Genomic DNA, 23,744 nt, shown 5'->3' with positions numbered 1-23,744 from the left:
GACTAAGTTTTCTCCCGGTTTCCCGTTGTTTTTTATATTTTTGAAACAATTCATGTTTAATCATGTATTAAAAGTAATCACGCAAGAAACTTTTTATGAACAAAACCCTGGAACATTTACAACACGCCTTTGAGGCTCCCCTCAAAAGTCCTGTCCTTATTTTTGCCCTTGTTCTTTTTATTATTCTGCTGTCCCCGATTTTATTGCGTCCCATACGGATCCCCGGAATCATAGGCCTGATTATTTCCGGAGTCGTTATCGGCCCCCACGGATTAAACTGGTTAGAAAAGAACTCTGCAGTAGATCTTTTTTCTACAATTGGTCTGCTTTATATCATGTTTATTGCTGGGCTGGAACTGGATATGAACGAGTTTAAGAAAACCAAACATAAAAGTATCTGGTTTGGCTTTTTCACCTTTATAATTCCGATTGCCATAGGCTTTCCTGTCTGTCATTATATTCTGGGTTACGGCATCCTTTCGAGCTTGCTGATTGCCAGTATGTTTGCCACACATACATTGGTTTCATATCCTATTGTCAACAGTTACGGAATCTCCAAGAACGAGGCAGTAGCGATCACCATAGGCGGTACCATTCTGACCGATACGGCAGTATTGATTATTCTGGCAGTTATTTCAGGTGCCACTCAAGGCACCATCAATCAGGAATTCTGGGTTACATTAGGTGTTTCCTTTGCTGTCTTTCTGTTTATTATGTTTGGTATCATTCCACGTATTGCCAAATGGTTTTTTGAAAAGGTCGAAAGCGAGAAAACAGCCAATTATATTTTTGTATTAGCCGTTGTATTTTTTGCAGCCTTTATGGCTGAGATGGCTGGCCTGGAACCTATTATCGGAGCCTTTGTGGCGGGTCTGGCGCTTAACAAGCTGATTCCGCATTCTTCGGCATTGATGAATCGAATTGAATTCATCGGGAATGCTATTTTCATTCCTTTTTTCCTGATCAGTGTGGGAATGATCGTCGATGTGAGTGTATTGACGCATGGTCCTACAGCACTTATCGTAGCGTTTACATTGACTATAGTTGCAGTAGCCGGTAAATATCTGGCAGCCTGGATCACCCAATTGGTCTTCAAATACAGCAAACAGCAGCGCAATGTTATCTTTGGCCTCAGTAGCGCACACGCTGCAGCTACACTTGCCGTTATTATGGTAGGACATCGCAACGGACTTATCGATGATAATGTGCTGAACGGCACTATTTTACTGATCCTTGTCACTTGTATTATTTCCACTATTGTGACAGAAAATGCATCTAAAAAGATGATTATGGCCGGAGATCAGGATGAGCATCACTACTCTGAAGTGAACGAGAAAGACGAACAACTGATGATCCCGATAGCTAATCTGAGTAATATGGAACCTATTCTGGACTTTGCGACATTGATCAAAAGTAAAAAATCACCTCATCCGATCAGCGTAGTATCTGTCGTGAAAGATGATTTTCAGGCTGAAAAGAACATGGCTACAGCACGTAAAAATCTGGATAATACAGTTAAATACGCTTCCGGTTCAGAGACTGAAGTCGAAATTATGGCTCCTGTAGACATCAATATTGCTTCAGGGATAAGCCATACCGCACAGGAAATCATGGCGAACTGCCTGATACTGGGATGGCCGCAGGAAACAAGTTTTGTGGAAAAAATAGTAGGAGAGAAGACCGAGAGTATTCTCAACCGCACAGATGCAAATCTTTTTATGTGCAGATTTGATAAACCTTTTATTTCCCACAAATCCATTATTTGCTTTGTACCCTCACTTGCAGAATCAGAACTCGGATTTGGGTATTGGATGGAAAAAATGCTAAAACTCGCACAGGAGCTATCTATACCTATGAAGTTTGTTTGTAATTCACGTACTCAGCTTGAAGTCGAAAAATACCTGGAAGAGGAGTCTGTAAGTGTACCTGTTTCTTATGAAAATTATGAAGACTGGGACAACATCTACGGATTATCTGCATATGCTGAAGAGAATGCATTACTGGCATTTGTTTCCTCCCGTTCCGGCGAAGTATCTTACAGAGATTCGCTCGATGGACTCGCAAAACGTATTGGCAGGTACTATAAGGAACGAAATTTGATACTCATATTTCCGAGCAGATTACCTAATGAGCATATCGATGCCTATGAGGATGTAAAAGCTGCTCCAATTTTCCGCAAACTGAGTCGGGAGATCGGTAATATGTTCAGTAAAGACAAAATATAAACGAAAGCACATGAGTAGTAAAATCACTAAAGACCCGAAAGGCCAGTTACAAGTTCCGGACAAACCTGTTATTCCATTTATTATCGGAGATGGTATCGGTCCGGATATATGGAAAGCGGCAGTTCGTGTATTTGACAACGCCATAGCCAAAGCATATTCAGGTCAGAGACAGATCGGGTGGAAAGAAGTACTTGCCGGTGAAAAAGCATTTGAGCAGACAGGAGAATGGCTTCCTGAAGAGACACTGAATACCCTCAGAGAATATCTGGTCGGGATCAAAGGCCCGCTCACCACACCTGTAGGTGGAGGGATACGCTCTCTGAATGTCGCTCTTCGAAAAGATCTGGATCTGTATGTTTGTCAGAGACCGACCAAATGGTACGAAGGTGTCCCTTCACCCGTCAAACATCCGGAATATGTAGACATGGTTATCTTCCGTGAAAATACAGAGGATATCTATGCAGGAATCGAATTTGCAGCTGGAACACCGGAAGCACATAAAATACAGGACTATTTAAAAACTCAACTTGAGGTAGACTATAATTTTTCGGATACCACTGGTGTAGGCATTAAGCTGGTCTCTGAAGAAGGCTCCAAACGCCTGATCCGTGCAGCCATTAATTTTGCTATTGAACAAAACCGTAAATCTGTTGCTCTGGTACACAAGGGTAATATTATGAAATATACCGAAGGTGCATTCAAAAACTGGGGGTACGAAGTAGCTGAAAAAGAGTTTGCGGCCCAGACATACACCTGGGGACAGTGGGAGCGTACAAAAGCTGAAAAAGGAGAACAGGCAGCCAATGAGGAGCAAAAAGCTGCCGAAGCAGCAGGCAAGATCATTATAAAAGATGTCATTGCAGATAATTTTTTACAGCAGATTCTGCTGAATCCGAGAGATTATGCTGTAGTAGCCACTCTTAATCTGAATGGAGATTATATCTCTGATGCATTAGCAGCTATCGTAGGCGGAATTGGTATAGCGCCCGGAGCAAATATAAATTATGCCACAGGTCATGCTGTATTCGAAGCGACACATGGAACTGCACCGAGATTTGCAAATACCAACACGATGAATCCTTCTTCTGTAATACTAAGCGGAGTCATGATGCTGGAGTATATGGGCTGGCAGGAAGCTGCAGATGCAATTGTTCAGGCACTTTCACAAACTATACGCGAAAAAACCGTTACAGTTGATTTCTATAATCTGATGACAGATGCAACGTTGGTCAAAACCAGTGAATTTGCTGATAAGATTATTGAGAAATTATAAATATTATAAGAACCTTTAATATTAAATAAAGTATTCTGAATTCTGTAAATAAGCCCTCCAAAAAAAGTTAGGAGGGCTTATTTGCATTTTATAAGACTGGCTTTCGCTGAGCAGAACTAAGATTTTTCATCCTCAAAAGTGCGTAATTGCTCCAGTAGCTTACAGATATTTTGACCACGTAAAGTAAGACTGTAAGAAGAAGTCGTTTTGTTCTTTTCTTTTTCAATTAAGCGATCCTTAATCAATTCATTCAGTTGTTTGGCAAGCATACGATCACTGACATTAGGCAACATAGATCTGAGTTCAGTATACGTCTTTACGGTGTTGTGTATTGCAAAAAGAATTGATATTTTCCATCTTCCACTAAAGAGCTGCAGAGTTCTCATAGCCTGACAATAGTCTCTCAGAATTGTTTCATTTTCCAGATTAGCGGATGACTCTTTACGCATACTAACAATTTTGTAAGTTCTTTTAGAGACACAAATTAGGATTTAACTTTGACTCATCAAAAGGCTAAATATGGAATTAAAAGAAAATATCATCCGCTTTCACCATGTCTGCATCAAAGCACAGGACATCACGGAGACCGTTACGTTTTATCAGCAGTTTGGATTTGAAGAGGTACATCACTGGTCTCTTCCTGAGTTTCAACTGGAAATGTGTGTTATGCTCTATCACAAAGGGTTGGATTGCCATTTGGAAATATGTGATCAGAATGCCAGTATACCGACACAGGGCCGCAAAAGATATCCGGAAGAAGAATACGTAGAGAATGCACTCTTACATCTCTGTTTTATGGTAAAAGACGTAGCTGACGCCATGCAGCAAGCGATATCATACGGAGCCAAACCATTGAGTAAAGAAGTCTGGGAGATCAATCTTAAAAATGAAAAGAAGAGCGTTACAGTAAACAATGGTCTGGTATATAGCCCGAATGGAGAAGTCATAGAATTTATAAAAGAGCTATCTTTCTAAGTTAATTGATCGATAAATTCAATATAATCAAGCGCACTTTGTTCTAATCGTTCGGTCGTAGCATGGTGTTCGGCACCATAAAAAGCAAAAAGAGGACGGTAGTCTGCGTGTATATATTGAAAAGTAATTTCAAATGGTGTTGTCAATTGTTGTAAGCTGTATTTATATCTTCCGTCAGCACTGAAATCCGGCTCATCGATACCTGCTGTGATAGCGAGCGCGATCTTCTTGCCCGCCAACTGGTAACTACTATCCCGGCCATATGCCCAGCCATGAGTCAGCACGACATCCAGCCATTTTTTGAAAAGGGGAGGACAATTGAACCAATAGAAGCAAAATTGAAAAATAATGCGATCATATCCGGACAGCAGGGCTTGTTCGCGTGCGATGTCGATCTTTTCATCGGGATAAGTACCATACAGATCGTGCACAGTATAGTGTTCCGGATATTTCTTTAGTTCTTCCATCCATCGTTTGTTTATTCGTGAACTGCCTAAATCCGGATGGATAACAATGATCAGTGTTTTAGTCATAATATTTTATTTCATTAAAACACAAACTTACACAGACTACCTGCAAAATGGTATATTAGCATCTGAATGTATGGTACTAACAAAAATGTAAGTATGACTAAAATAAAGGAAACATCCACTAATTACGAAAATAAGAGAGCTTTGATAGAGGAATGTCCGGAAATATATGCGGCGAACCTTATCGGAGGACAATGGACCATTGCCATATGCTGCTATCTGGAAAACGGAAAACTCCGTTTCGGACAATTGAAAAAACGCATGCCCGCCATTACAGAGCGCATGCTAACCTTGCAATTGCGCAAAATGGAAGAAAACGAACTGGTCAAAAGAACTGTCTATGCTGAAGTACCCCCCCGGGTAGAATATGAACTTACAGGGATCGGGATAGAGCTGCTTCCTATCATAAAGCAATTAGAAGCATGGGGGAGACGGCACCAGCAAAACAAGCAGGATAAAAGTGAAAATTAATTAGCTTCATAATCAGTGTATTTAGCATTATTAGTTATTTTTATTTTGCAAATATCAGGAGAATATCTACCTTTGCATCACTCCAAACAACGGAGGCCAGTAAAAAAACGCCCAGATGGCGGAATTGGTAGACGCGCTAGTCTCAAACACTAGTGGGAAACCGTGCCGGTTCGATCCCGGCTCTGGGTACTGAAGTAAGAAAACCGTAAGTTCTATCTATTAGACTTACGGTTTTTTGTTTTCCGGAATTTTTGCAGACTTCGTAATATTCCATAAATTTAATCTCATGAGAAAACTTATCTATGGGATAAACGTGAGTTTGGACGGCTGCTGCGATCACACTAAATTTAGTGGTGGTGATGATATCCATGATTACTTCAGGGAATTAATGCTAGATGTTGATCTGATTATTTACGGTCGAAAGACGTATGAACTGATGGTTCCTTTTTGGCCTCAGGTTGCACATGCTCAGTCCATGAATAAAAGTGCAAATGCATTTGCCAGCACTTTTGCTTCTATTAAACGCCTTCTGGTCTCCAGAACGATTAACCAAATAGATGATGAGTACACCACTCTTATTAAGGATAATCTGCAGGAAGAAATCCTGAAGCTGAAACAGCAACCCGGCAAATCCATCTCCACCGGAGGCATTGAACTGCCGGCAAGATTGATAGAACTGGGCCTGGTCGATGAGTTTCATATACTCGTTCACCCGGTCATAGTCGGCGAAGGCCGGCGTTTGTTTACTGAAATGCACTTGCCTGAAAATTTAGGGTTAAATCTGACCGCAACAAAAACACTCCCTTCCGGATGTATAGCACTGAGATACGAAAAGGCTTGAAATAACCTGCATTAATGCTTAAATATCCATGATACAACAACCAGTATCCGGCTATTGAAAAGGATTTAAAATATGGAAAGCGGGATTATTTATGAATGTATACTTTTTACGGTATTGTTTGGAGAAGTAGTGGTCAATACAAAATCTAAACTTGAGATTAGGTCAAATGGAATAATTTTAGAAAAGCTTTTAAAACCATACCAGATCACCTCTTTTGACGATTGACATCTTGCATGTCAGACTATGATCTTCGGGAATACCGGAGTACCTGTAATCGTAAAGGGTATACCTTTCGCCGGAATAAATATAGTCACCTAAAGTCTTACACAGGAAATGATTCTTATTATCGAAAGAATAACTTCATAAAAATCGTTTTGGGTGCGCAAGCATATTTAATAAGCTGTATAGCCTCAATTTTTTCCATTATCACCCTGAGATCAACACCATTTATATAAATAGCAGTTGTGAGATAATCTTCCAATTAAGACCGTACGCACCCAAAACGTATTTCGTCTACCTTATTGCCGGATACTCACGAAATCTAAAAAGAAATCTGATGAGCGGCAGGAGCATCTGTAGTCATTTTTTTAATAGGAGGCGAAAACTGCGTTAGCTTAATCCCTTTTACAGCAGCTTTATACTCTTCAATAGTAGGAGTTCTTCCAAAAATAGCAGACAGAACAACTACCGGAGTAGATGCCAGTAATGATTCTCCTTTTTTACGGTCAGAATCTTTAACGACACGTCCCTGAAACAGACGTGTAGATGTTGCCATTACAGTGTCACCCTGTTCAGCCTTTTCCTGATTACCCATACACAGGTTACAGCCGGGACGTTCCAGGTACAGGATATTGTCATATGATGTACGGGCAGTACTTTTAGGGGCAGCATCATCAAATTCAAAACCCGAATATCTTTGTAATACATCCCAGTCACCCTCTTCTTTGAGCTCATCAATGATATTATATGTTGGCGCAGCTACCACTAATGGAGCATGGAATTCTACTTTTCCATATTGTTCCTCCAGGTTTTTCAACATCTTCGAAACAATCTTAATATCTCCTTTATGAACCATACATGAACCAACGAAACCAAGGTCTACGTGTTTCTCTCCACCATAATAAGAAAGTGAACGAATGGTATCATGTGTATAGCGTTTGGATGCATCTGCATTATTTACGTCAGGGTCTGCAATCATAGGCTCATCTATAATGTCCAGATCAACTACAAATTCTGCGAAGTATTTTGCATTTTCATCAGGTGTTAACGGCGGTTTTTCGCCCGATCTGATCTCATCAATTCTCTTATTGGCTTTATCAATCAGACCTTTAAGTACTTGTTTCTCATTATCCATACCTTTTTCAATCATGATTCTGATCCTGTCTTTTGCGATCTCCAATGATTCAATAAGGGTATCTGGCTGAGAGATACAGATGGAAGCCTTGGCTTTCATTTCTGCCGTCCAGTCTGTAAAAGTAAATGCCTGATCAGAAAGGAGCGTACCGATATGTACTTCTATCACTCTTCCCTGAAATACATTTTCTCCGTTAAATTCTTTCAGCATTTGTAACTGAGTAGCATGCACTACATCACGAAAATCCAGATGATCATTCATTTTACCTTTGAAAGTCACTTTTACCGATTCAGGAATAGGCATAGAAGCCTCACCTGTGGCTAATGCAAGCGCTACTGTACCAGAGTCAGCGCCGAATGCAACACCTTTAGACATACGGGTATGTGAGTCACCACCTATAATGATAGCCCAGTCATCTACAGTGATATCGTTAAGAACCTTGTGAATAACATCGGTCATTGCATGATATACACCTTTAGGATCTCTGGCAGTAATAAGACCAAAGTCATTCATAAAACTCATCAGTCTCGGAATATTTTGCTGAGACTTACTATCCCAGACAGATGCCGTATGACAACCTGACTGATAACCGGCATCTACTACAGGCGAAATCACCGTTGCAGCCATTGATTCCAGTTCCTGAGCAGTCATCAATCCGGTTGTATCCTGAGAACCGACAATATTTACTTTTGCACGAACATAAGAACCGGCATGTAAAATAGCACCGGAGGTTCCGACAGCATTTCTGTTAAATATCTTTTCTACTGCAGTAAGACCCTGACCTGGATGTGAAATTTCTTTGGAAGGAGCAAATACAGTCGGAGCAACGATTCCTAAAGTTTTAGCGGCAAAAGTCTGTAATTTTTTACCAAACTCAATAGAATAAGATCCTCCGGCTTTCATGAATTCGATCTTTTGAGGAGTAAATGCTGAAGCCACATCCATTATTTCCTTTCCGTCTTTATACAGTTTTTTGGTTTTTGTATTGACGGTAAGAACAGTGCCCGTATCGACAGAATATGTTTGTTCAAGGACAGGCTGTCCCTCTGCATCAACAACCAGCTTACCGTTTTCATCAAACTTTTTCACCCAGTTTTGAAGATCCAGACCAATACCACCGGTAACACCAACAGTAGTCAAAAATATCGGAGAAATGCCGTTTGTTCCTGCCACAACAGGCGCAATATTGACAAATGGAATAAACGGACTTGCAGGTTTACCAATCCAGAGCGCCACGTTATTGACACCCGACATTCTGGAAGAACCTACACCCATAGTACCTTTTTCAGCAACCAGCATTATTCTTTTATCCGGATGTTTTTCTTTAAGCGCCTGCAACTCTTTTTGCTGCTCTTTGTTGTGCTCAAACATACACTGGCCATGAAGTTCACGGTCTGAACGGGAGTGCGCATCACTTCCCGGTGATAGTAAATCTGTGGAAATATCACCTATACCCGCAACGAAAGTCACTAATGAAATTTCTTCAGGTATATCCGGCAGCTTAGTGTAAAATTCTGCTTTAGCATAACTTTCAAGAATATCTTTGGCAATCGGGTTACCACTTTCAAACGCTTTCTCCAGACGTTCTGTATCCGCTTCATAAAGAAAAACCTGCGTTTTAAGTACTTCTGCAGCACTTTTTGCAATAGCCTGGTCTTCACCTAATGCAAGATCCAGCAAGACCTCAATAGAAGGACCGCCCTTCATATGTGATAATTGCTCAAAAGCAAATTCTGGTGAAATTTCTTTTACCTGAGAAGCTCCCAGAATGATTTCCTTTAAAAACTGAGCCTTTACACGGGCAGCACTTGTCGTTCCGGGTAAGGCATTATAAATAAAGAAATTCAATGAATCTTCACGATGCTCATGACCTGTATCTTTGATCTGTGCGATTACCTCGCTCATCAATTCAGCACCATCAATCGGTAAAGGGTGAAGTCCCTGGGTTTCTCTCTCTGCAATTTGCTTTAGATATTCATTATATCTGCTCATAAATTAATTTTAGTATTAGAAGGGGTCTTAAGTTGTCTAAACTCACAAATTTAATCAATTTATCCAAAAAGTAGTGAATTGTATGTCTACAAATTTGCTTCCTGCTTTCCTGATAAACAAAGAAATTGTAAGCACTACTCAAGAACAGCTTCTCATTTATTATTAGCCGTTTCTATTGTATAGCGCAAGCCGCATTACAGAAACAGCAACTGTTATTCTCTTTACATCAAAAAACACATCAACCCGTTAAAGCTGACAATTCTTCACTTTAATCCTGTAAAACTTTTATACGCTTATTAGTTGCCGCAGTATCATATCCCCACTTTGCAACTGCTTTGAGAACAGGAATAAGTGTTCTGCCAAATTCTGTCAGCTCATAATCTACTTTGAGAGGAGGCTTGCTTGTATGGACAGTTCGTGTGATCAAACCATCTTCCTCCAATTCCTTTAATTGAAGACTTAAAGTTCTTTCTGTGATCAACTTACATTCCTTTCTAAGTTCACTATATCGTTTTTTTTCGATTAAATGAATAAGGATTACTGCTTTCCATTTTCCACCTATGTACTTCATTGTCAGGCTAGTACTGCAGGGATATTTTTTATCGTCTATATAATACATCTGTTACTGTCTTTTTTGACCGTTATTGCAAAGGTAATACACTATACTTAGTTTTGCAACAGTAAAAAGTATAGTATAAATTTAAATGTAAACAATATGACTTTTTTAAAACTTGCAGAAAGCAGATACACTACTAAAAGCTATGTTACTGCTAAAAAGATTTCAGACGAAAAAATCGAAACATTGAAAGACATTATACGGCTTAGCCCTTCTTCCATCAACAGCCAGCCGTGGAAGTTTGCTTTTGTTTCAGATGAAAAGGTAAAAAGTGAATTAGCTGCAGCCTCTTACTGGAATGCAGAAAAAATTAATCAGGCCAGTCATCTGATCGTCTTTAGTGCTATTGATGATACTGATGCCTTTGAAAGACAAATTAACGAACATCTTCCTGAAGGTTCAGTAAACTATTACAATCGGTTTTTAAAACCAAAAGGAGAGGGGGAAATCAAAAGCTGGCTACAGCACCAGGTCTATCTTTCTCTCGGATTTTTTCTTTCTGCCTGTGCAAGTCTGGAAATTGACAGCACTCCAATGGAGGGAATTCAAAATGAAGAATACGACAAAATTCTGAAATGGGAAGGATATAAGACACTCTTTGCTGTTGCGATCGGTTACAGAAATCCTGCAGACAGTAATCAGCCGTCACTTAATCCCAAATTCCGTTTAACCTCAGAACAAATTATTCACTCTGTATAATCATTTGCGTATTTAACCAGATTTAAATTGGAATCTTTAACGTCATTAATTCTTTCAGCTACGGGATGATAATAAATATTTTATTACATATAGCAACTTTTAACATGAAATAGTTTGGCTGTAAAATCAGTAATCACTATTTTGTTTTGAAAAATGTCCCCATTTCAAAAAATCAATCGTCATTAAGTCAAACAATAAATTATAAAAAAATGAAAGAATTTGCATTAATCTTCAGACTAAAAGACATTTCTGATTTTCAACCCTCTCCTGAACAAATGCAGGAAAGGATGAACTGGTTAGCAGGCATAGCTGCACAAAACAAATTGGTAGACAAAGGAAATACACTATTACCTTCAACCGGGAGTGCTAAAACAGTAAAACCTGACAATGTAGTCACAGACGGGCCTTATACAGAGATTAAGGAGTTTATCAGTGGCTACATTGTAGTAAAAGCAGATAGCATTGATGAGGCTGTTGCAATGGCAAAAAGCAATCCGGTATTTAAAATAGGCGGAAGTATTGAAGTTAGAGAAGTTCTAAAAAGAAGCTAGTACTCCGATAATAAATTTTTTATGATTGTAGTAAAAGTAACCTATACAGTACATGACAAATATGTAAACGCCAATAAAGAAAGGATACAAGATTTCCTCGCTGACTTTAAAAAATTGGATAATACACAATTTTCTTATGCTGTATTTCAAAAAGAGGATGACAAAACATTTGTCCATCTCTCTCAATACCAAAATAAGGATATTCAGCAGCAATTGCTGAATACAGCAAGTTTTGTGTATTTTCAGGAACAACGGGACAAAAACCTGGATTCCGGACCTCAGATTGAATTTTTAAATCTTATTGGAAATTCAAAAGATATAGTATAATTATTAAGTAAGAAAAAGCAGGAAGATTGTCAGGAGAAAAAGCACATAAAGACCTTTTACCCCATTTATTCCGACAGGAATACGCTAAAATGACGGCCGTATTGTGCCGTCATTTTGGTTTACATGCTATAGAAATCGCAGAAGATATAGCCAATGATACTTTTCTGAAGGCATCGGAGTACTGGGCTATTAACGGTATACCTGAAAATCCTGTAGCATGGCTCTATACAGTAGCAAAGAATAAAACAAAAGATTATGTGAAACGCACAGCCATCTTCGAAACACAAATCAAACAGGAAATAAAACCTGAGCACATTGATAAGGAGAAGGAATTTGAATACAACGATCAGTTGATTGCTGACAGTCAGCTGGCAATGATTTTTGCAGTTTGTAACCCAGCCAATTCCCGGGAGAGCCAGATTTGTCTCGCTCTGCAAATTCTTTGTGGATTCAGTATAGAAGAGATAGCCGATGCATTTTTAAAAAATACAGAAACGATAAAAAAACGCCTGCTACGTGCAAGAACAAAACTTCGGAATACCAGTTTTCAGATTAAATCCATAAGCGAAGGACAAATTAAATCAAGGCTGGAGGTTGTTCTGAAAACTTTGTATCTGTTGTTTAATGAGGGATATTTTTCGAAAGCCAACAAGCAGCAAATCAGAATTAACCTCTGTTCAGAAGCCATACGACTAACCTTATTTCTAACGGAAAACCCGATCACAAATACCTCAGAAACTAGTGCACTGATGGCCTTGATGTGTTTTCAGAGTTCAAGACTGCAAGCAAGAATGGATATAAACGGAGAAACCATACTTTTTGACGGGCAGGACAGAACTCTATGGGATCAATCGCTGATACAACGCGGAAACTATTATCTGGTAAATGCGACAACGCAGTCCGCCAAATCTCCGACAAAATATCATCTGGAAGCCGGGATTGCTTATTGGTATACCACATCCACAGACCATAGTAAATGGATAAATATATTACAACTGTTTGATCAGCTTATTATAATTGAAGACTCCCCGATAACAGCATTAAACAGAGTCTTTGCTTTTGCTAATGTCCATGGAAAAGAAAAAGCAATTTTGGAAGCTGAAAAACTAAATTTGATCAAAAATACTTCCTATCAGGCTCTGATGGGCTATCTGTATGCTCATACAGATATAGACAGATCACTGGCACACTATGAACAAGCCATCAGATTGAGCAGGTCGTCAACTGAAAAACACACATTAAAAAAGGAAATTGAACGCCTGAAATTCGCAAAAATCAATGCAGGGAAATAACAGAGTTGTACATAATTTTAATAAACAATGCTTTAAATACATGTTACAGCAATTTTTGACTAAATCCAACGTTCAAAAATTGTTCAAAATCCCCGGAAACAGGGAAGACTCAAGACTACTATTTTATCTATTTTTGGCAAAAGCTATAGAAACATGCAGCAAATAGTTTCACTTTCAGAAAATGAACTCAGGCGATTAAAAAAGAAATCCTCCTTCAATTTTTGGATCGTTCCTGTACAAATGTGCGGCATGGCTATCATAGCAACCTGGATATTCGGAAAAATCTTAATTGGCTTAATGGTCTGTATTGCTGTGTTAACAGTCTATACAATTGTCTCACTTGTAGCGATGAAGCATCCTTCTGTTGCCGGAACCCGCAAAACAATCCGAAAACAAATTGTAGAAGATGTCCGTATAGAAAGTACAGGCTATAAATTAAAATACACATCCGTATACATCAGGCTCAGGGAAGAAGCAGATACTGCCGGAACTGATCCTGTTAATGAATTCCTGATTTATCACAGTTATGGGAGTATTGGCTACCAGCAGGACAAGGATTTACCCGGATATGCTAAAGAACTGAAAGGAGAGATTGTCGAAATAGAATATATCACCGAAACCGGACTGGTGATTGGCTTCCGCGCCAACCCTCCCTATAAATTAAATTCAACAGATAAATAGCCCTTGCAGGCTATCAGGCCCGCATACTCAAAATAAGGAACTTAGCTTTATTCTTTCAATTCTGCGCACGACGACAATACTTAACATCTTTTAACACAGGCACATTAAACTTTAGGAGTTTCTTTCGATCTATTAGATAAAATTAGTTCATTGATTACTAAAAAAATCGAAAATGAAAAAAATGCTATTATTGGTAGGTCTTATGTCCGGATTGACATTTGCTACCTATGCTCAGGAAGTTCAAAGTAAACCTGTAAAAAGAACAGACCGGGGCGAAAAAATGATAAATAAAACTCCGGAAGAAATGGCTACACTACAGACAGAGCGATTGGATAAGGAGCTGAAATTTACAGAAGCACAAAAGAAACAAGTCTATGCTATCCAGTTAAAAAATGCTCAAAAACAAAAAGAGGTCATGAGTGACAATAAAGCCGGCCGGGAAGCTTTCCGGGAAGGAATGAAGCAAAATCAGGAAGAACTCAACAAAGTACTGACACCTGAGCAACAAAATATCCTTAAAGAGAAACGTGCCCAACGCGGTGAACGTATGAAAGGCAAACGTAAAATGGATGGAGAACGCGGAAGCAGAAAAGCTGAAAAAACAGCTCCGGCCGAGGATAAAACTTCATTATAATATTAAAGTTCATATTCCGATACATTTTAATTTAGTTTAGTTAGTTTAACAGACGGGCAGCTTTATTGGCTGCCCGTTTTTTTGCTTTATTTTCTGATTTTTTTGATTACATCCAGTATCAGCGGATAGGTATTTTCCTTTACTTTTTTCAATCGGGCAGGAGTGAGCCATTCTGCTTCTGTAATATCCTCTTCATGCTGAGGAATCAACTTAGGAACTTTATTAATTCCCATACGATACCAATTGGTTGCTTTCAACACAAATTTACCCCGCATGTAATAAGTATGATAAGTTGTAATAAGTTTTGGACCCAGATAATCGATCTTCACACCAGTCTCTTCCTCCACTTCGCGCACAGCTGCAACCTTCATTTTTTCGGATTCTTCAACCTTTCCTTTGGGTAGGTCCCAGTGTCCTAATCGGAAAATAAAAAGATAGCCTCCTTCACCATTTTCAACCAATCCACCGGCAGCTTTAATAATTTTTGCTTTATCCAATATTTTTTTAAAAACAACTTCAAATTCCGGATGGATATACAGATAAGTGATAGGTTGGGTACTCTGCGAAGACTGCATGAAAAGTTTTTCCAGGTCAATTTCTTGAATGCCAATTGTTTGAGGGTTTTCAATATTCTTTGGAACGAAATCTGTCAAAATTAAAACAGATTGGTTCATATAAATTTTATAAATTTGCTGCATGAATAATTTAAATGAGGTTGAACAAAAAGTTGCTGAATCCTTACTGCAAATTAAAGCAATTAAATTGCAACCTAAAAGTCCTTTTACATGGGCTTCGGGATGGAGATCACCGATTTATTGTGATAATCGTATTACATTGTCTTATCCGGCTATCCGTACTTACATCAGACAAAAACTTTCTAAACTCATTCAGGAAGAGTTTGGAAGTGTCGATATGATTTCAGGAGTAGCCACTGCAGGTATTCCTCAGGGTGTATTAGTAGCTCAGGATTTGGGGTTACCATTTACTTATGTTCGTAGCAGTGCAAAAGATCACGGCCGCCAGAATCTTATTGAAGGCGAAGTAGTGAGCGGACAGCGCGTGGTGGTAGTAGAGGATCTGGTATCTACAGGAAAAAGCAGTCTTCAGGCCGTAAAAGCCCTGCGTGAAGCGGGTTGTAATGTAGTAGGTCTTGTTTCTATATTCAGCTATGGGTTTGATGAAGCTGTACAGAATTTCGCAGAAGCCAAATGTGCTTTTTTCAGCCTGTGTGATTATGATGCCTTAATTCAGGTAGCAGCAGAACGTAACTACATTATGGAAGAAGATGTTGATATCCTGAGACAATGGCGCATAAGCCCGTCTACATGGGAAGCAGCGGTATAACGTTAAATTTTATAAAACATGACCATTATTCAAAGTAATACAGAAATCAATAAGTCAATAGCTGAAGTATATCTGTTTTTGGCAGACTTCAATAATCATGAAGGACTGATGCCTGAAAATATTTACAATTGGTCATCTACAGCAGACGAAGCGAGATTTACTATCCAAAACATGGCTAAGCTGGCTTTGAAAATAGATCTGCGGACTCCCAATGAGGAAATAGTAGCTGTACCCAGTGAAAAAGCTCCGTTTGATCTGACGCTTCGCTGGAGACTGATATCTATATCAGAAACCGAAACAAAAGCTAACTTTGTAATAGAGGCAGATCTGAATATGATGATGAAGATGCTGGCTTCGGGCCCGCTTCAGAAACTGGCAGATCATCAGACAGCAAAACTAAAAGAATTGTTAGGATAATAATCATAACATTTTATAACAGAGGAAAAGGGAACTGAACGGTTCCCTTTTTCTGTTTACAGATTTACCTATCAGCCTGATAATATGTTAGTCAGAGCAGCTGTATTTTTATAAATACAACAAGACCAAGATTTAGCTTGGCATCCTATCACCTGAATAAACCAGAGATCCTTAAAACGTATTAAGTAACCGCAAGAATTAAGTAAACAGAAGTCAGAGAAAATAAATTTAACAAAATATTAACACTGGATTATTTTTTTATTTATATTTGTTAATTATTTTCGGATTTATAAACAAAACCATAAGTAGTTTTGTGTTACTTTGACTTGATGCTATATTTTATCCTTTTGCTATATAGAAACAGGAAACCAATTATTAACGAACTTATTGAAATGAAAAAAAGATTATTAATCTTCAATCTATTAATTTTGTTTTTTCTTGTAAACAATGCAGTTGCTCAAAATTCTAAAAGCGAATATAGGTCAACTTTAGAAAAAACATTGTTGCCGGCACCGACTACTGCTAATCTGGGAACTTACGGAAAGGTAGATATCAGCAATGCTACCGGAGGAATATCCAAGTCAATCTCTCTTTTATCTGCTGGAAAAGGTGATTTAAACTATAATCTAAACTTTAATTATTCCAGTATTGGACTACAGGTTGACGACTGGGGTAGCCGGATCGGTATGGGATGGAATGATAATCTGACTGCCTGTATAATACGGGAAGTAAGAAGCATCCCGGATGAACAGGCAAATTCAAGAGTCGGTGATACTGAAATGCCCTTTACTCAAGCCAACCTCCCTTATGCCTTTTCTCAAATAAAAAATATGGCAGATAAAAATCCCGGAGTTGATGGTGAGTATGATGTGTATCGTTATAATATTTTTGGATTGTCCGGCTCATTTTTTGTTAAAAACGGACAAATAATACCTCTGGATATCAATAATGACGTAAAAATTGTTGCAGGAAACGGAGGGCCATTCAAGTTTTTAGTGACAGTCAATTCTTCGGGGGTTGTTTACCGGTTTCAGGAAGCGGAAACGACAACTTTTGGTGACAGCGAGTACCAACCCTATCGTAACAGCTCTATTGAAACAGCCTGGTTCCTTCATAGTATGATCAAGAATAACCGAAGTATTAATTTTCTCTACAGTACAATCACATATTCGCAGATAATCGGATATAATGAAAGCTGGTTGTTTGATGAGTATCACAATAATTATGATAGATGGTGCGGAACGTTTCCTACAATCAAAGAATTTGATAAAATTAAATATGATTGTAGCCAAGGACCTGTTGTAGATTCCGGAACAAAATCGAGCAGTCTTAATAAAAACAGAATCACGACAAAGGTATTGACTGCTGTAGAAGGAGATTTATTTCAGATTATGTTCAGTTATCAGAATCGCGAGGATATATTTAATGAAAAACTTCTTTCTAAAATCGAGGTTTTTACAAAATTAAACAATGGAAGTGATATTGAACAAATAGAGTTGAAGCAGACTTTGGATTTACAATATGCTAAAGTTATATCTGATCAGACCAATGAAGCAGACGTACTTCGTTACATTCAAAATGAGCCTTGGGAAATCAATAGCTTAAAAGTAAGATATTTTTTAGAAGATATTGCAATCTCCGGAAATACCGTGAATCCCATTCATTACAAATTTCACTATCTGAACAAGGAAAATTTACCTCCCAGATTTTCTTTTAAAAAGGACTTCTACGGACTGTATAATGGAAAAAATAATGCCGGACTTGTACCAAAAGAAGCAAAGGATGAACTTATGGTTCCCTGGAACAAGGATGATTATATGCAACATGTTCCATTTGCAAACAGACATCCGACATCTCTTTCAAGTACAGGACTATTGAATAAAATTCAATATCCAACGGGTGGTAATGACAGCATAATTTATGAACCAAATGTGATTAAGTTGCTGAAAAAGAATGAAAATAGATCTTACTGGAATGATTGGTTTACAAACAGTGAGAATGCTTTTGAAGGTAACTTGTTTGATATGTATGTGCCGATTTCAGGTAAAGTACATTTAACCGTTTCATGCAGCTATGATGAGGAGATGGGACCAATGAATCGTTCTCCGGAAGAATATTTTGCGCAGATTAAGTTAGTAGGTGACGGTATTAATGGCTGGACAAACGGTACAGAATGGCAGGATATACCATTAGGTTATTCTTACTATAGCACCCGTACACATCTCGGAACAAAGCAATCTTTGATCTTTGAATCGGATAAAGACTATACATTGCTGGTGAAAATGTATGGTAAAGGTACAAAATTGAGCTTATCAATGAATTATATATCTGATACCACAACCCGGCTTGTCGATACATCATTTGTCGGAAATCGGGTTAAAGAACAATTTTTGAACGATGGAGTCGGCAATATCCGCAAGATTTCATACCTCTATCATACTGCTGATTTCCGAACTGATAACACTTTTTTGCTGAACAATAAAAGATCTGCCATTTCATATGTGGACTACAAAGATTTCCTGTCAGGTGTAGCAACTGCTCCAGACCATTGGGCATTTGGATATGGGGCAAATTACTGGTATAGTCATATACTCAATGATTCCCCTGTCATTTCTAAAAATGTCTTTAAAGGCTTACCTTATATATACAGATTTATTTCAGAAATAGAGTCTGTGGGACAGGATACAATTATTACTTTAAAAGAGTTTGATGTCAGCGCTAATGATAGTGAAAGTATGGCTGACTTAATTAGTAACCAGGATCTTAGGGTGCCATATAGTAGTCTTCGTCCGGACAACAGTGCATGGAATTCAGGAGAACTTATTAAGCAATATGTAGGAAATCTAAAAAACGGGATCTCCTTTATTCAACGAAAAACAGAGTATAACTACACAAATACTTCTTCAGTGTATTATCAGTTTACCTCCACCAAAGTCTATCCTTCCGCATACAACACCTATTCTGAGGAAGCTTTGAGTAGATATTATTTAAAACGAGGAGCCTTATACAGTAATTTTAAAAAATTGACAAGTGTAAGTGAGCATAATTATTTCATAAACACTCCAGGAATTGATTCCTTAAAGAATAATACAACTTATACCTATTCAACCACAGACAGACAATTAATCTCAAAATATAATCTGGGAAGTAATGGTAAGGCTGTTTTGGAAGAATATACATATCCTTCGCAAATGGTTTCAACAGATAGAGATCCTGGCGGAGTTTATGCTTTGATGGCATATTCCGGATATTATCCTATAGTAGAGACGATCAGAAAAGTAAATGGCACTCAGGTTTTCAAATCAAGATTCGAGTACAACAGACCGTTTTCAGGAGTATACGCCATTAGTAAGGTGGTCTCTCAATCAGGAGCCTCTTCTCCCGAGGTAAATGATGTAGAAGTAATAAATTTTGATCAGTATGGAAATGCACTTTATATAAAACAAAGAGAGAATAAAGATATTTCGTATTTGTTCTCTTATAAAAATTATTATCCGATAGCAAAGGTGGAAAACCTGAATTATACACAACTATCTTCCGCTCTTGGAAACACAGCGATTTGGAATTTTGGAAATAAAATACCAACCGATGTTGAGGTGAGAAATTTCTTATCTCCATTAATGGGAACAAAAGCCACAGTTTCCACTTTTTCATTTAAATTTTTGGATGGCATGACAAGCAAGACCGATGCCAAAGGGCAGACTGAGTATTACAAATACGATGGTCTGCAACGGTTGCAACATGTCCTGGATCAGTTTCAGCAGCTCAGACAAAGCTACCATTACCATTACCGCCCCCAATAAGTCCGATTATGAAAAGACCTCTTATATCCACGATATTAACCCTATTAACCTTATCAACGGTTAGTGCACAAAATACAGATCTGATCCTGACCAGCTACAGCGGCCAGAGTCAGATCAAAGCTCAGGGCAGTGTTACGCTGAAACCGGGCTTCCATATCCCTTCAGGCAGTACAGTTCGGATCTACACCAGCAGCAGCCTGCAGACACATCCCGTTTTACAAACCCAGCCGAGTGGAAACCAGAACTACATCCTGACACGCACCTTTCGCAAGGCAGGAGTGACACTCGCCAACCTATCCCAGTCCCGCACCGTAGAAGAAGAAAACCAGAGCATCCAGTACTTTGACGGCCTGGGCCGGCCCTGCAAAGTATACAGGTCATGGCTTCCCCTACCCACAAAGACATTGTACAGCATGTAGAGTATGACGGCTTTGGCAGGGAGAGCAAAAAATATCTTCCCTATGCCACTTCGGGGAGTATGGATGGCAGCTATAAACCCACAGCCGGAGTGGATGTGATGAATTACTACAGTCCCACTGTGGGCTGGGATGCAGCCGTAAAGAAAACAGGCTATCCCTATGCAGAGACCCGGTTTGAGAACAGTCCGCTGAACCGGGTACAGGCTCAGGGCTCACCCGGCGAATCCTGGCAGCTGAACTCAGGCCATACCGTCCGCACAGACTATGGCACCAATGAAACTAATGATGTGAAACTCTGGCAGCTCAATGCATCCGAAAACGGCGCTACAGCCACTTATTACCAACCGGGCAGGCTGTACAAAACCACCATCAAGGATGAGAACTGGAGCAGTGGCAAAAGCGGCACCGTAGAAGAATACAAAGACTTTGATGGAAGAGTAGTCCTGAAACGTGTCTGGGAAACAGAGAGCAAAAAACTGGAGACCCATTATGTCTACGATGACTTCGGCGACCTTCGCTATGTGATCCCCCCTGCAGTAACTGTTAACACATTCAGTGAAGATCCTGCAGACCCCAGCTACGATGCATACATCTATGGCTATAAATATGACGGACGCAGACGGTTAACAGAGAAAAAGATCCCCGGCAAAGGAAAAGAAGAACTGGTGTATAATAACAATGACCAGGTAGTACTGAGCCGTGATGCCAACCGCAGAGCAGCCGGAGAATGGCTGTTCAGCAAATACGATGCATTCGGCCGGGTGATTATGACCGGTATCTATACCAGTACAGAGAGTGCAGTTGCGCTGACTGCCCAGATCAACAGCAATGGCCAGACAATAGGCCGGCTCTGGGAAAACCCTGCAACCACAGACCAGGGGTATACCAATGCTGTCTTTCCGACGAATATTGCGTATTACCATACGATCAACTACTACGACCGGTATGACTTTCCGGAGAACAGCTTTGGCGCTCCGACAGGAAATCAGGCTTCCGGAGCACGGGTCAAGACCTTACTGACCGGCACCAAAACCACCACACTGGGCACAGGTACTATGCTGCTGACCACCCACTATTATGACGACTATGGCAGAATAATCCAGAGTAAGAGTCAGAACCATATCGGCGGTACAGATATCACCGACAACAGTTACAGCTTCACGGGAGAACTGGAAAGCAGCACCCGCAGACATACCGTTAACGGACAAACCACCACTATCACCACCACCAATGAATACGACCATGTCGGCCGTCTGGTCAACAGCAGGCAACAGATCAACAGTCAACCGGAAGTCACTTTATTGACCAATAGTTACAATGAAATCGGTCAGCTCAAAACAAAGACAGTAGGCGCAGACCAGCAGGGGAATAACCCGGTGAATACGACAGACTATCGGTACAATGAGCGGGGCTGGATGACAAGCACGACCTCACCCCACTTCAGCCAGCAACTCAGTTATCAGGATCCGGTCAAAGGAGCAGCAGCACAATGGAACGGTAATATCTCCGAACAACAATGGGGTCCGACGACAAGCCTCAACCAACACTTTGTGTACAGTTATGACAAACTGAACCGGTTGACAAACGGAAACAGTCCCACATCCGGCATGTCCGAAATCCTGAACTACGATGATATGGGTAATATCACCCATCTGACCCGTGACGGATCCGGGATCAGCTACAGCTATACCGGCAACAGACTGCATACCGTATCCGGTGTTATCAATGGCAGCTACAGCTATGATGAAAACGGCAATGCAAAGACCGACCGTATGGGTATGAATCTGAGCTACAATCACCTGAATCTACCACAGCAGGTGACAGGAGCAGGGAACACGATTACCTACCTGTATGATGCAGGGGGTAATAAACTTCGAAAAACAGCCAGCACCACAGGACAGCGGGATTATGCAGGCGGAATAGAATACCAGAACGGAGTAATTGAACTGATCCATACCGCAGAAGGCGTAGCCTACCGGAATGCAAACGGCACATACAGCTACCGATACAACCTGACAGATCATCTGGGTAATGTCAGAGCCACCATCTACCGGAATCCGAATACAAATGCAGTAGAGGTACTGCAAAGAGATGATTACTATCCGTTTGGCTTACAGAAATCCCCGGGTCCTGTATATGGAAATAATAAGTATCTTTATAATGGAAAAGAGAAACAGGAGGAATTAGGTGGCCAGTTAGACTACGGAGCCAGGTTCTACGACCCTGTGATTGGAAGATGGAATGTAGCGGATCCGATGGCTGAGAAATACTATCCCTATTCAGCATACAATTATGCGCTTAATGATCCGATAGGAAAGTTAGACCCTAATGGTATGTGGGTTGCAACAGCAGGAGGCTGGTCTACTAATGATCCCAATGATATTGCTGAGTTCATGCAACAAATGCAGAGAGATGATCAGGATAAAGGAGGGAAAAAGAAAAACCAACAGGATCCCCCGCAAAAGAAACTCTCATCAGAGGAATTTGAAAAGCAAAAACAGGAATCTATACAATGGCAAAATGAAACATTATTAGAGTTCAATAAAGCGTTATTAGGAATTCGTACATTATTTGCTGGTTTTGGAGGTGAAAAATCATTGCGAACTGTACAAGGTCTTAGAGGAGGGTGGATAAATTTTGGAAATAATACAGGTAGTCTAGTTATTGAAGCTGGCGGTAAATTTTCTCAAAGTGAGATTAACGCTGCAAATTATCTTAAAGATCAAGGATATAGAGTTTTTCTAAGAAATGCCGTTGGCACAAGAGCTGGAGGTAAAACGTCTGACTTAGTTGTAAATGGTGTAAATTACGATGTTTATACGCCAGTAACTAATAGTGTAAATGCGATTGTATCTGCGGTAGCAAGTAAAAACTCTCAAACGGTGGGGGTTATTATAGATCTTTCAAAAACAAACGTTGTGGGAACACAATTAAACAATATTTTGCAGAGAGTTCAGGGTAGTGGAGCTACTAATATTAAAAATATAATAATAATGCCAAAATAATTTTTTTATGCCAAAAATAAGATGTGTTTGTGACTACATAATAAATCTAAGCGAAATTCCTAGCGCTAATCAATATCTAATGATTTCAGATGTTTCTTTTGAGAAATATTTTGATGAAGAGGTAAATGCAGAAGACCTTTACAGTAAGATGATAATTGTGGCACATTGTTCAAATTGTGGTAGGTTACATGTGTTTTATGACGGCTTTGATAAAGATCAGGTTATTTATCGTGTTGACAATTAGTTTTTTGTGAATTTCAATATCATTATTAGAACCTTGGTAATTATATATCAA

22 protein-coding genes and 1 tRNA gene are annotated in these 23,744 nt (G+C 39.5%); 18 read left to right on the top strand and 5 right to left on the bottom strand.

Annotated elements, in window-relative coordinates:
- Nucleotides 1-95 precede the first annotated feature (95 nt).
- Both HMPREF0766_RS07600 and icd read left to right on the top strand, forming a co-directional pair.
- Complete coding sequence (locus HMPREF0766_RS07600; protein WP_002995260.1) at nt 96-2,225, top strand: cation:proton antiporter; 2,130 nt, start codon at nt 96-98, stop codon at nt 2,223-2,225.
- A 10-nt stretch (nt 2,226-2,235) separates the two neighbouring features.
- Nucleotides 2,236-3,498 carry an NADP-dependent isocitrate dehydrogenase gene (gene icd, locus HMPREF0766_RS07595; RefSeq protein ID WP_002995257.1) on the top strand — a complete coding sequence of 421 codons (1,263 nt, stop codon included), beginning with the start codon at nt 2,236-2,238 and terminating at the stop codon, nt 3,496-3,498.
- Nucleotides 3,499-3,614: 116 nt separating this feature from the next.
- Here the strand turns inward: icd and HMPREF0766_RS07590 are convergent, their stop codons facing one another.
- Nucleotides 3,615-3,947 carry a winged helix-turn-helix transcriptional regulator gene (locus HMPREF0766_RS07590; RefSeq protein WP_002995254.1) on the bottom strand — a complete coding sequence of 111 codons (333 nt, stop codon included), beginning with the start codon at nt 3,945-3,947 and terminating at the stop codon, nt 3,615-3,617.
- 70 nt (nt 3,948-4,017) lie between these two features.
- Between HMPREF0766_RS07590 and HMPREF0766_RS07585 the strand changes: the two genes are divergently transcribed.
- On the top strand, nt 4,018-4,473 hold the full coding sequence (locus HMPREF0766_RS07585) for a VOC family protein (protein WP_002995251.1): 456 nt from the start codon (nt 4,018-4,020) through the stop codon (nt 4,471-4,473).
- Here HMPREF0766_RS07585 and HMPREF0766_RS07580 read toward each other — a convergent pair.
- Entirely contained in the window at nt 4,470-5,006 is a 537-nt protein-coding gene (locus tag HMPREF0766_RS07580; protein WP_002995250.1) for an NAD(P)H-dependent oxidoreductase, read from the bottom strand. The genes HMPREF0766_RS07585 and HMPREF0766_RS07580 overlap by 4 nt on opposite strands.
- Before the next feature lie 93 nt (nt 5,007-5,099).
- On the opposite strand from HMPREF0766_RS07580, the gene HMPREF0766_RS07575 reads away from it, so the two are divergent.
- The 3 genes from HMPREF0766_RS07575 to HMPREF0766_RS07565 all read left to right on the top strand — a co-directional run bounded on the left by HMPREF0766_RS07575 (nt 5,100) and on the right by HMPREF0766_RS07565 (nt 6,315).
- Nucleotides 5,100-5,474, top strand: a complete 375-nt coding sequence (locus HMPREF0766_RS07575) for a winged helix-turn-helix transcriptional regulator (RefSeq protein WP_037460009.1) — start codon at nt 5,100-5,102, stop codon at nt 5,472-5,474.
- Nucleotides 5,475-5,583: 109 nt separating this feature from the next.
- Nucleotides 5,584-5,663 (top strand) — tRNA-Leu (locus HMPREF0766_RS07570).
- A gap of 97 nt (nt 5,664-5,760) precedes the next feature.
- On the top strand, nt 5,761-6,315 hold the full coding sequence (locus HMPREF0766_RS07565; protein WP_002995246.1) for a dihydrofolate reductase family protein: 555 nt from the start codon (nt 5,761-5,763) through the stop codon (nt 6,313-6,315).
- A gap of 541 nt (nt 6,316-6,856) precedes the next feature.
- On the opposite strand, the gene HMPREF0766_RS07560 is transcribed toward HMPREF0766_RS07565, so the two are convergent.
- Both HMPREF0766_RS07560 and HMPREF0766_RS07555 read right to left on the bottom strand, forming a co-directional pair.
- The gene (locus HMPREF0766_RS07560) at nt 6,857-9,661 is read right to left on the bottom strand and encodes a bifunctional aconitate hydratase 2/2-methylisocitrate dehydratase (protein WP_002995241.1); all 2,805 of its coding nucleotides are present in this window, start codon (nt 9,659-9,661) and stop codon (nt 6,857-6,859) included.
- A gap of 268 nt (nt 9,662-9,929) precedes the next feature.
- Entirely contained in the window at nt 9,930-10,232 is a 303-nt protein-coding gene (locus HMPREF0766_RS07555; RefSeq protein ID WP_002995238.1) for a winged helix-turn-helix transcriptional regulator, read from the bottom strand.
- Nucleotides 10,233-10,376: 144 nt separating this feature from the next.
- Between HMPREF0766_RS07555 and HMPREF0766_RS07550 the strand changes: the two genes are divergently transcribed.
- The 6 genes from HMPREF0766_RS07550 to HMPREF0766_RS07520 all read left to right on the top strand — a co-directional run bounded on the left by HMPREF0766_RS07550 (nt 10,377) and on the right by HMPREF0766_RS07520 (nt 14,461).
- The gene (locus HMPREF0766_RS07550) at nt 10,377-10,976 is read left to right on the top strand and encodes an NAD(P)H-dependent oxidoreductase (RefSeq protein ID WP_002995235.1); all 600 of its coding nucleotides are present in this window, start codon (nt 10,377-10,379) and stop codon (nt 10,974-10,976) included.
- A gap of 209 nt (nt 10,977-11,185) precedes the next feature.
- Entirely contained in the window at nt 11,186-11,527 is a 342-nt protein-coding gene (locus HMPREF0766_RS07545; protein ID WP_002995232.1) for a YciI family protein, read from the top strand.
- A gap of 21 nt (nt 11,528-11,548) precedes the next feature.
- Nucleotides 11,549-11,854, top strand: coding sequence for a hypothetical protein (locus HMPREF0766_RS07540; protein WP_002995230.1), 306 nt, complete (start codon nt 11,549-11,551; stop codon nt 11,852-11,854).
- Between the two features lie 26 nt (nt 11,855-11,880).
- Nucleotides 11,881-13,146: an RNA polymerase sigma factor gene (locus tag HMPREF0766_RS07535; RefSeq protein WP_002995227.1), complete on the top strand. Its 1,266-nt coding sequence runs from the start codon at nt 11,881-11,883 to the stop codon at nt 13,144-13,146.
- A gap of 249 nt (nt 13,147-13,395) precedes the next feature.
- A complete protein-coding gene (locus HMPREF0766_RS07525) occupies nt 13,396-13,827 on the top strand; it encodes a hypothetical protein (protein ID WP_236590505.1) in 432 nt (143 codons plus the stop codon).
- A 172-nt stretch (nt 13,828-13,999) separates the two neighbouring features.
- Nucleotides 14,000-14,461, top strand: coding sequence for a hypothetical protein (locus HMPREF0766_RS07520; RefSeq protein WP_002995218.1), 462 nt, complete (start codon nt 14,000-14,002; stop codon nt 14,459-14,461).
- A gap of 86 nt (nt 14,462-14,547) precedes the next feature.
- Here HMPREF0766_RS07520 and HMPREF0766_RS07515 read toward each other — a convergent pair whose 3' ends face one another.
- Nucleotides 14,548-15,135 carry an NUDIX hydrolase gene (locus HMPREF0766_RS07515; protein WP_236590506.1) on the bottom strand — a complete coding sequence of 196 codons (588 nt, stop codon included), beginning with the start codon at nt 15,133-15,135 and terminating at the stop codon, nt 14,548-14,550.
- A 22-nt stretch (nt 15,136-15,157) separates the two neighbouring features.
- On the opposite strand from HMPREF0766_RS07515, the gene pyrE reads away from it, so the two are divergent.
- From pyrE to HMPREF0766_RS07485, 6 genes are all read left to right on the top strand, one after another.
- The gene (pyrE, locus tag HMPREF0766_RS07510; protein WP_002995214.1) at nt 15,158-15,805 is read left to right on the top strand and encodes an orotate phosphoribosyltransferase; all 648 of its coding nucleotides are present in this window, start codon (nt 15,158-15,160) and stop codon (nt 15,803-15,805) included.
- An 18-nt stretch (nt 15,806-15,823) separates the two neighbouring features.
- Nucleotides 15,824-16,222, top strand: a complete 399-nt coding sequence (locus HMPREF0766_RS07505) for an SRPBCC family protein (RefSeq protein WP_002995213.1) — start codon at nt 15,824-15,826, stop codon at nt 16,220-16,222.
- A 392-nt stretch (nt 16,223-16,614) separates the two neighbouring features.
- The gene (locus HMPREF0766_RS07500; protein WP_037459707.1) at nt 16,615-20,025 is read left to right on the top strand and encodes a hypothetical protein; all 3,411 of its coding nucleotides are present in this window, start codon (nt 16,615-16,617) and stop codon (nt 20,023-20,025) included.
- An 8-nt stretch (nt 20,026-20,033) separates the two neighbouring features.
- Nucleotides 20,034-20,444, top strand: coding sequence for a hypothetical protein (locus HMPREF0766_RS22520; protein WP_002995209.1), 411 nt, complete (start codon nt 20,034-20,036; stop codon nt 20,442-20,444).
- Nucleotides 20,405-23,449 carry an RHS repeat-associated core domain-containing protein gene (locus HMPREF0766_RS07490; RefSeq protein ID WP_002995207.1) on the top strand — a complete coding sequence of 1,015 codons (3,045 nt, stop codon included), beginning with the start codon at nt 20,405-20,407 and terminating at the stop codon, nt 23,447-23,449. The genes HMPREF0766_RS22520 and HMPREF0766_RS07490 overlap by 40 nt, the downstream gene beginning before the upstream one ends.
- Nucleotides 23,450-23,456: 7 nt before the next feature.
- On the top strand, nt 23,457-23,693 hold the full coding sequence (locus HMPREF0766_RS07485) for a hypothetical protein (RefSeq protein WP_002995205.1): 237 nt from the start codon (nt 23,457-23,459) through the stop codon (nt 23,691-23,693).
- Nucleotides 23,694-23,744: the final 51 nt, after the last annotated feature.

Origin of the sequence: Sphingobacterium spiritivorum ATCC 33861 (assembly GCF_000143765.1) — a bacterium.
Classification (GTDB): Bacteria; Bacteroidota; Bacteroidia; order Sphingobacteriales; family Sphingobacteriaceae; genus Sphingobacterium; species Sphingobacterium spiritivorum.
The sequence above is the reverse complement of the archived record's forward strand: the minus strand, read 5'-3'. Positions and strand labels throughout refer to the sequence as shown.

Coding starts and splice junctions, on each gene's coding strand:
- icd (WP_002995257.1), top strand. CDS start 2,236: ATGAGTAGTAAAATCACTAAAGACCCGAAAGGCCAGTTACAAGTTCCG.
- HMPREF0766_RS07485 (WP_002995205.1), top strand. CDS start 23,457: ATGCCAAAAATAAGATGTGTTTGTGACTACATAATAAATCTAAGCGAA.
- HMPREF0766_RS07555 (WP_002995238.1), bottom strand. CDS start 10,232: ATGAAGTACATAGGTGGAAAATGGAAAGCAGTAATCCTTATTCATTTA.
- HMPREF0766_RS07560 (WP_002995241.1), bottom strand. CDS start 9,661: ATGAGCAGATATAATGAATATCTAAAGCAAATTGCAGAGAGAGAAACC.
- HMPREF0766_RS07490 (WP_002995207.1), top strand. CDS start 20,405: ATGGCTTCCCCTACCCACAAAGACATTGTACAGCATGTAGAGTATGAC.
- HMPREF0766_RS07550 (WP_002995235.1), top strand. CDS start 10,377: ATGACTTTTTTAAAACTTGCAGAAAGCAGATACACTACTAAAAGCTAT.
- HMPREF0766_RS07505 (WP_002995213.1), top strand. CDS start 15,824: ATGACCATTATTCAAAGTAATACAGAAATCAATAAGTCAATAGCTGAA.
- HMPREF0766_RS22520 (WP_002995209.1), top strand. CDS start 20,034: ATGAAAAGACCTCTTATATCCACGATATTAACCCTATTAACCTTATCA.
- HMPREF0766_RS07525 (WP_236590505.1), top strand. CDS start 13,396: ATGGCTATCATAGCAACCTGGATATTCGGAAAAATCTTAATTGGCTTA.
- HMPREF0766_RS07585 (WP_002995251.1), top strand. CDS start 4,018: ATGGAATTAAAAGAAAATATCATCCGCTTTCACCATGTCTGCATCAAA.
- HMPREF0766_RS07520 (WP_002995218.1), top strand. CDS start 14,000: ATGAAAAAAATGCTATTATTGGTAGGTCTTATGTCCGGATTGACATTT.
- HMPREF0766_RS07575 (WP_037460009.1), top strand. CDS start 5,100: ATGACTAAAATAAAGGAAACATCCACTAATTACGAAAATAAGAGAGCT.
- HMPREF0766_RS07540 (WP_002995230.1), top strand. CDS start 11,549: ATGATTGTAGTAAAAGTAACCTATACAGTACATGACAAATATGTAAAC.
- HMPREF0766_RS07600 (WP_002995260.1), top strand. CDS start 96: ATGAACAAAACCCTGGAACATTTACAACACGCCTTTGAGGCTCCCCTC.
- HMPREF0766_RS07500 (WP_037459707.1), top strand. CDS start 16,615: ATGAAAAAAAGATTATTAATCTTCAATCTATTAATTTTGTTTTTTCTT.
- pyrE (WP_002995214.1), top strand. CDS start 15,158: ATGAATAATTTAAATGAGGTTGAACAAAAAGTTGCTGAATCCTTACTG.
- HMPREF0766_RS07590 (WP_002995254.1), bottom strand. CDS start 3,947: ATGCGTAAAGAGTCATCCGCTAATCTGGAAAATGAAACAATTCTGAGA.
- HMPREF0766_RS07545 (WP_002995232.1), top strand. CDS start 11,186: ATGAAAGAATTTGCATTAATCTTCAGACTAAAAGACATTTCTGATTTT.
- HMPREF0766_RS07515 (WP_236590506.1), bottom strand. CDS start 15,135: ATGAACCAATCTGTTTTAATTTTGACAGATTTCGTTCCAAAGAATATT.
- HMPREF0766_RS07565 (WP_002995246.1), top strand. CDS start 5,761: ATGAGAAAACTTATCTATGGGATAAACGTGAGTTTGGACGGCTGCTGC.
- HMPREF0766_RS07580 (WP_002995250.1), bottom strand. CDS start 5,006: ATGACTAAAACACTGATCATTGTTATCCATCCGGATTTAGGCAGTTCA.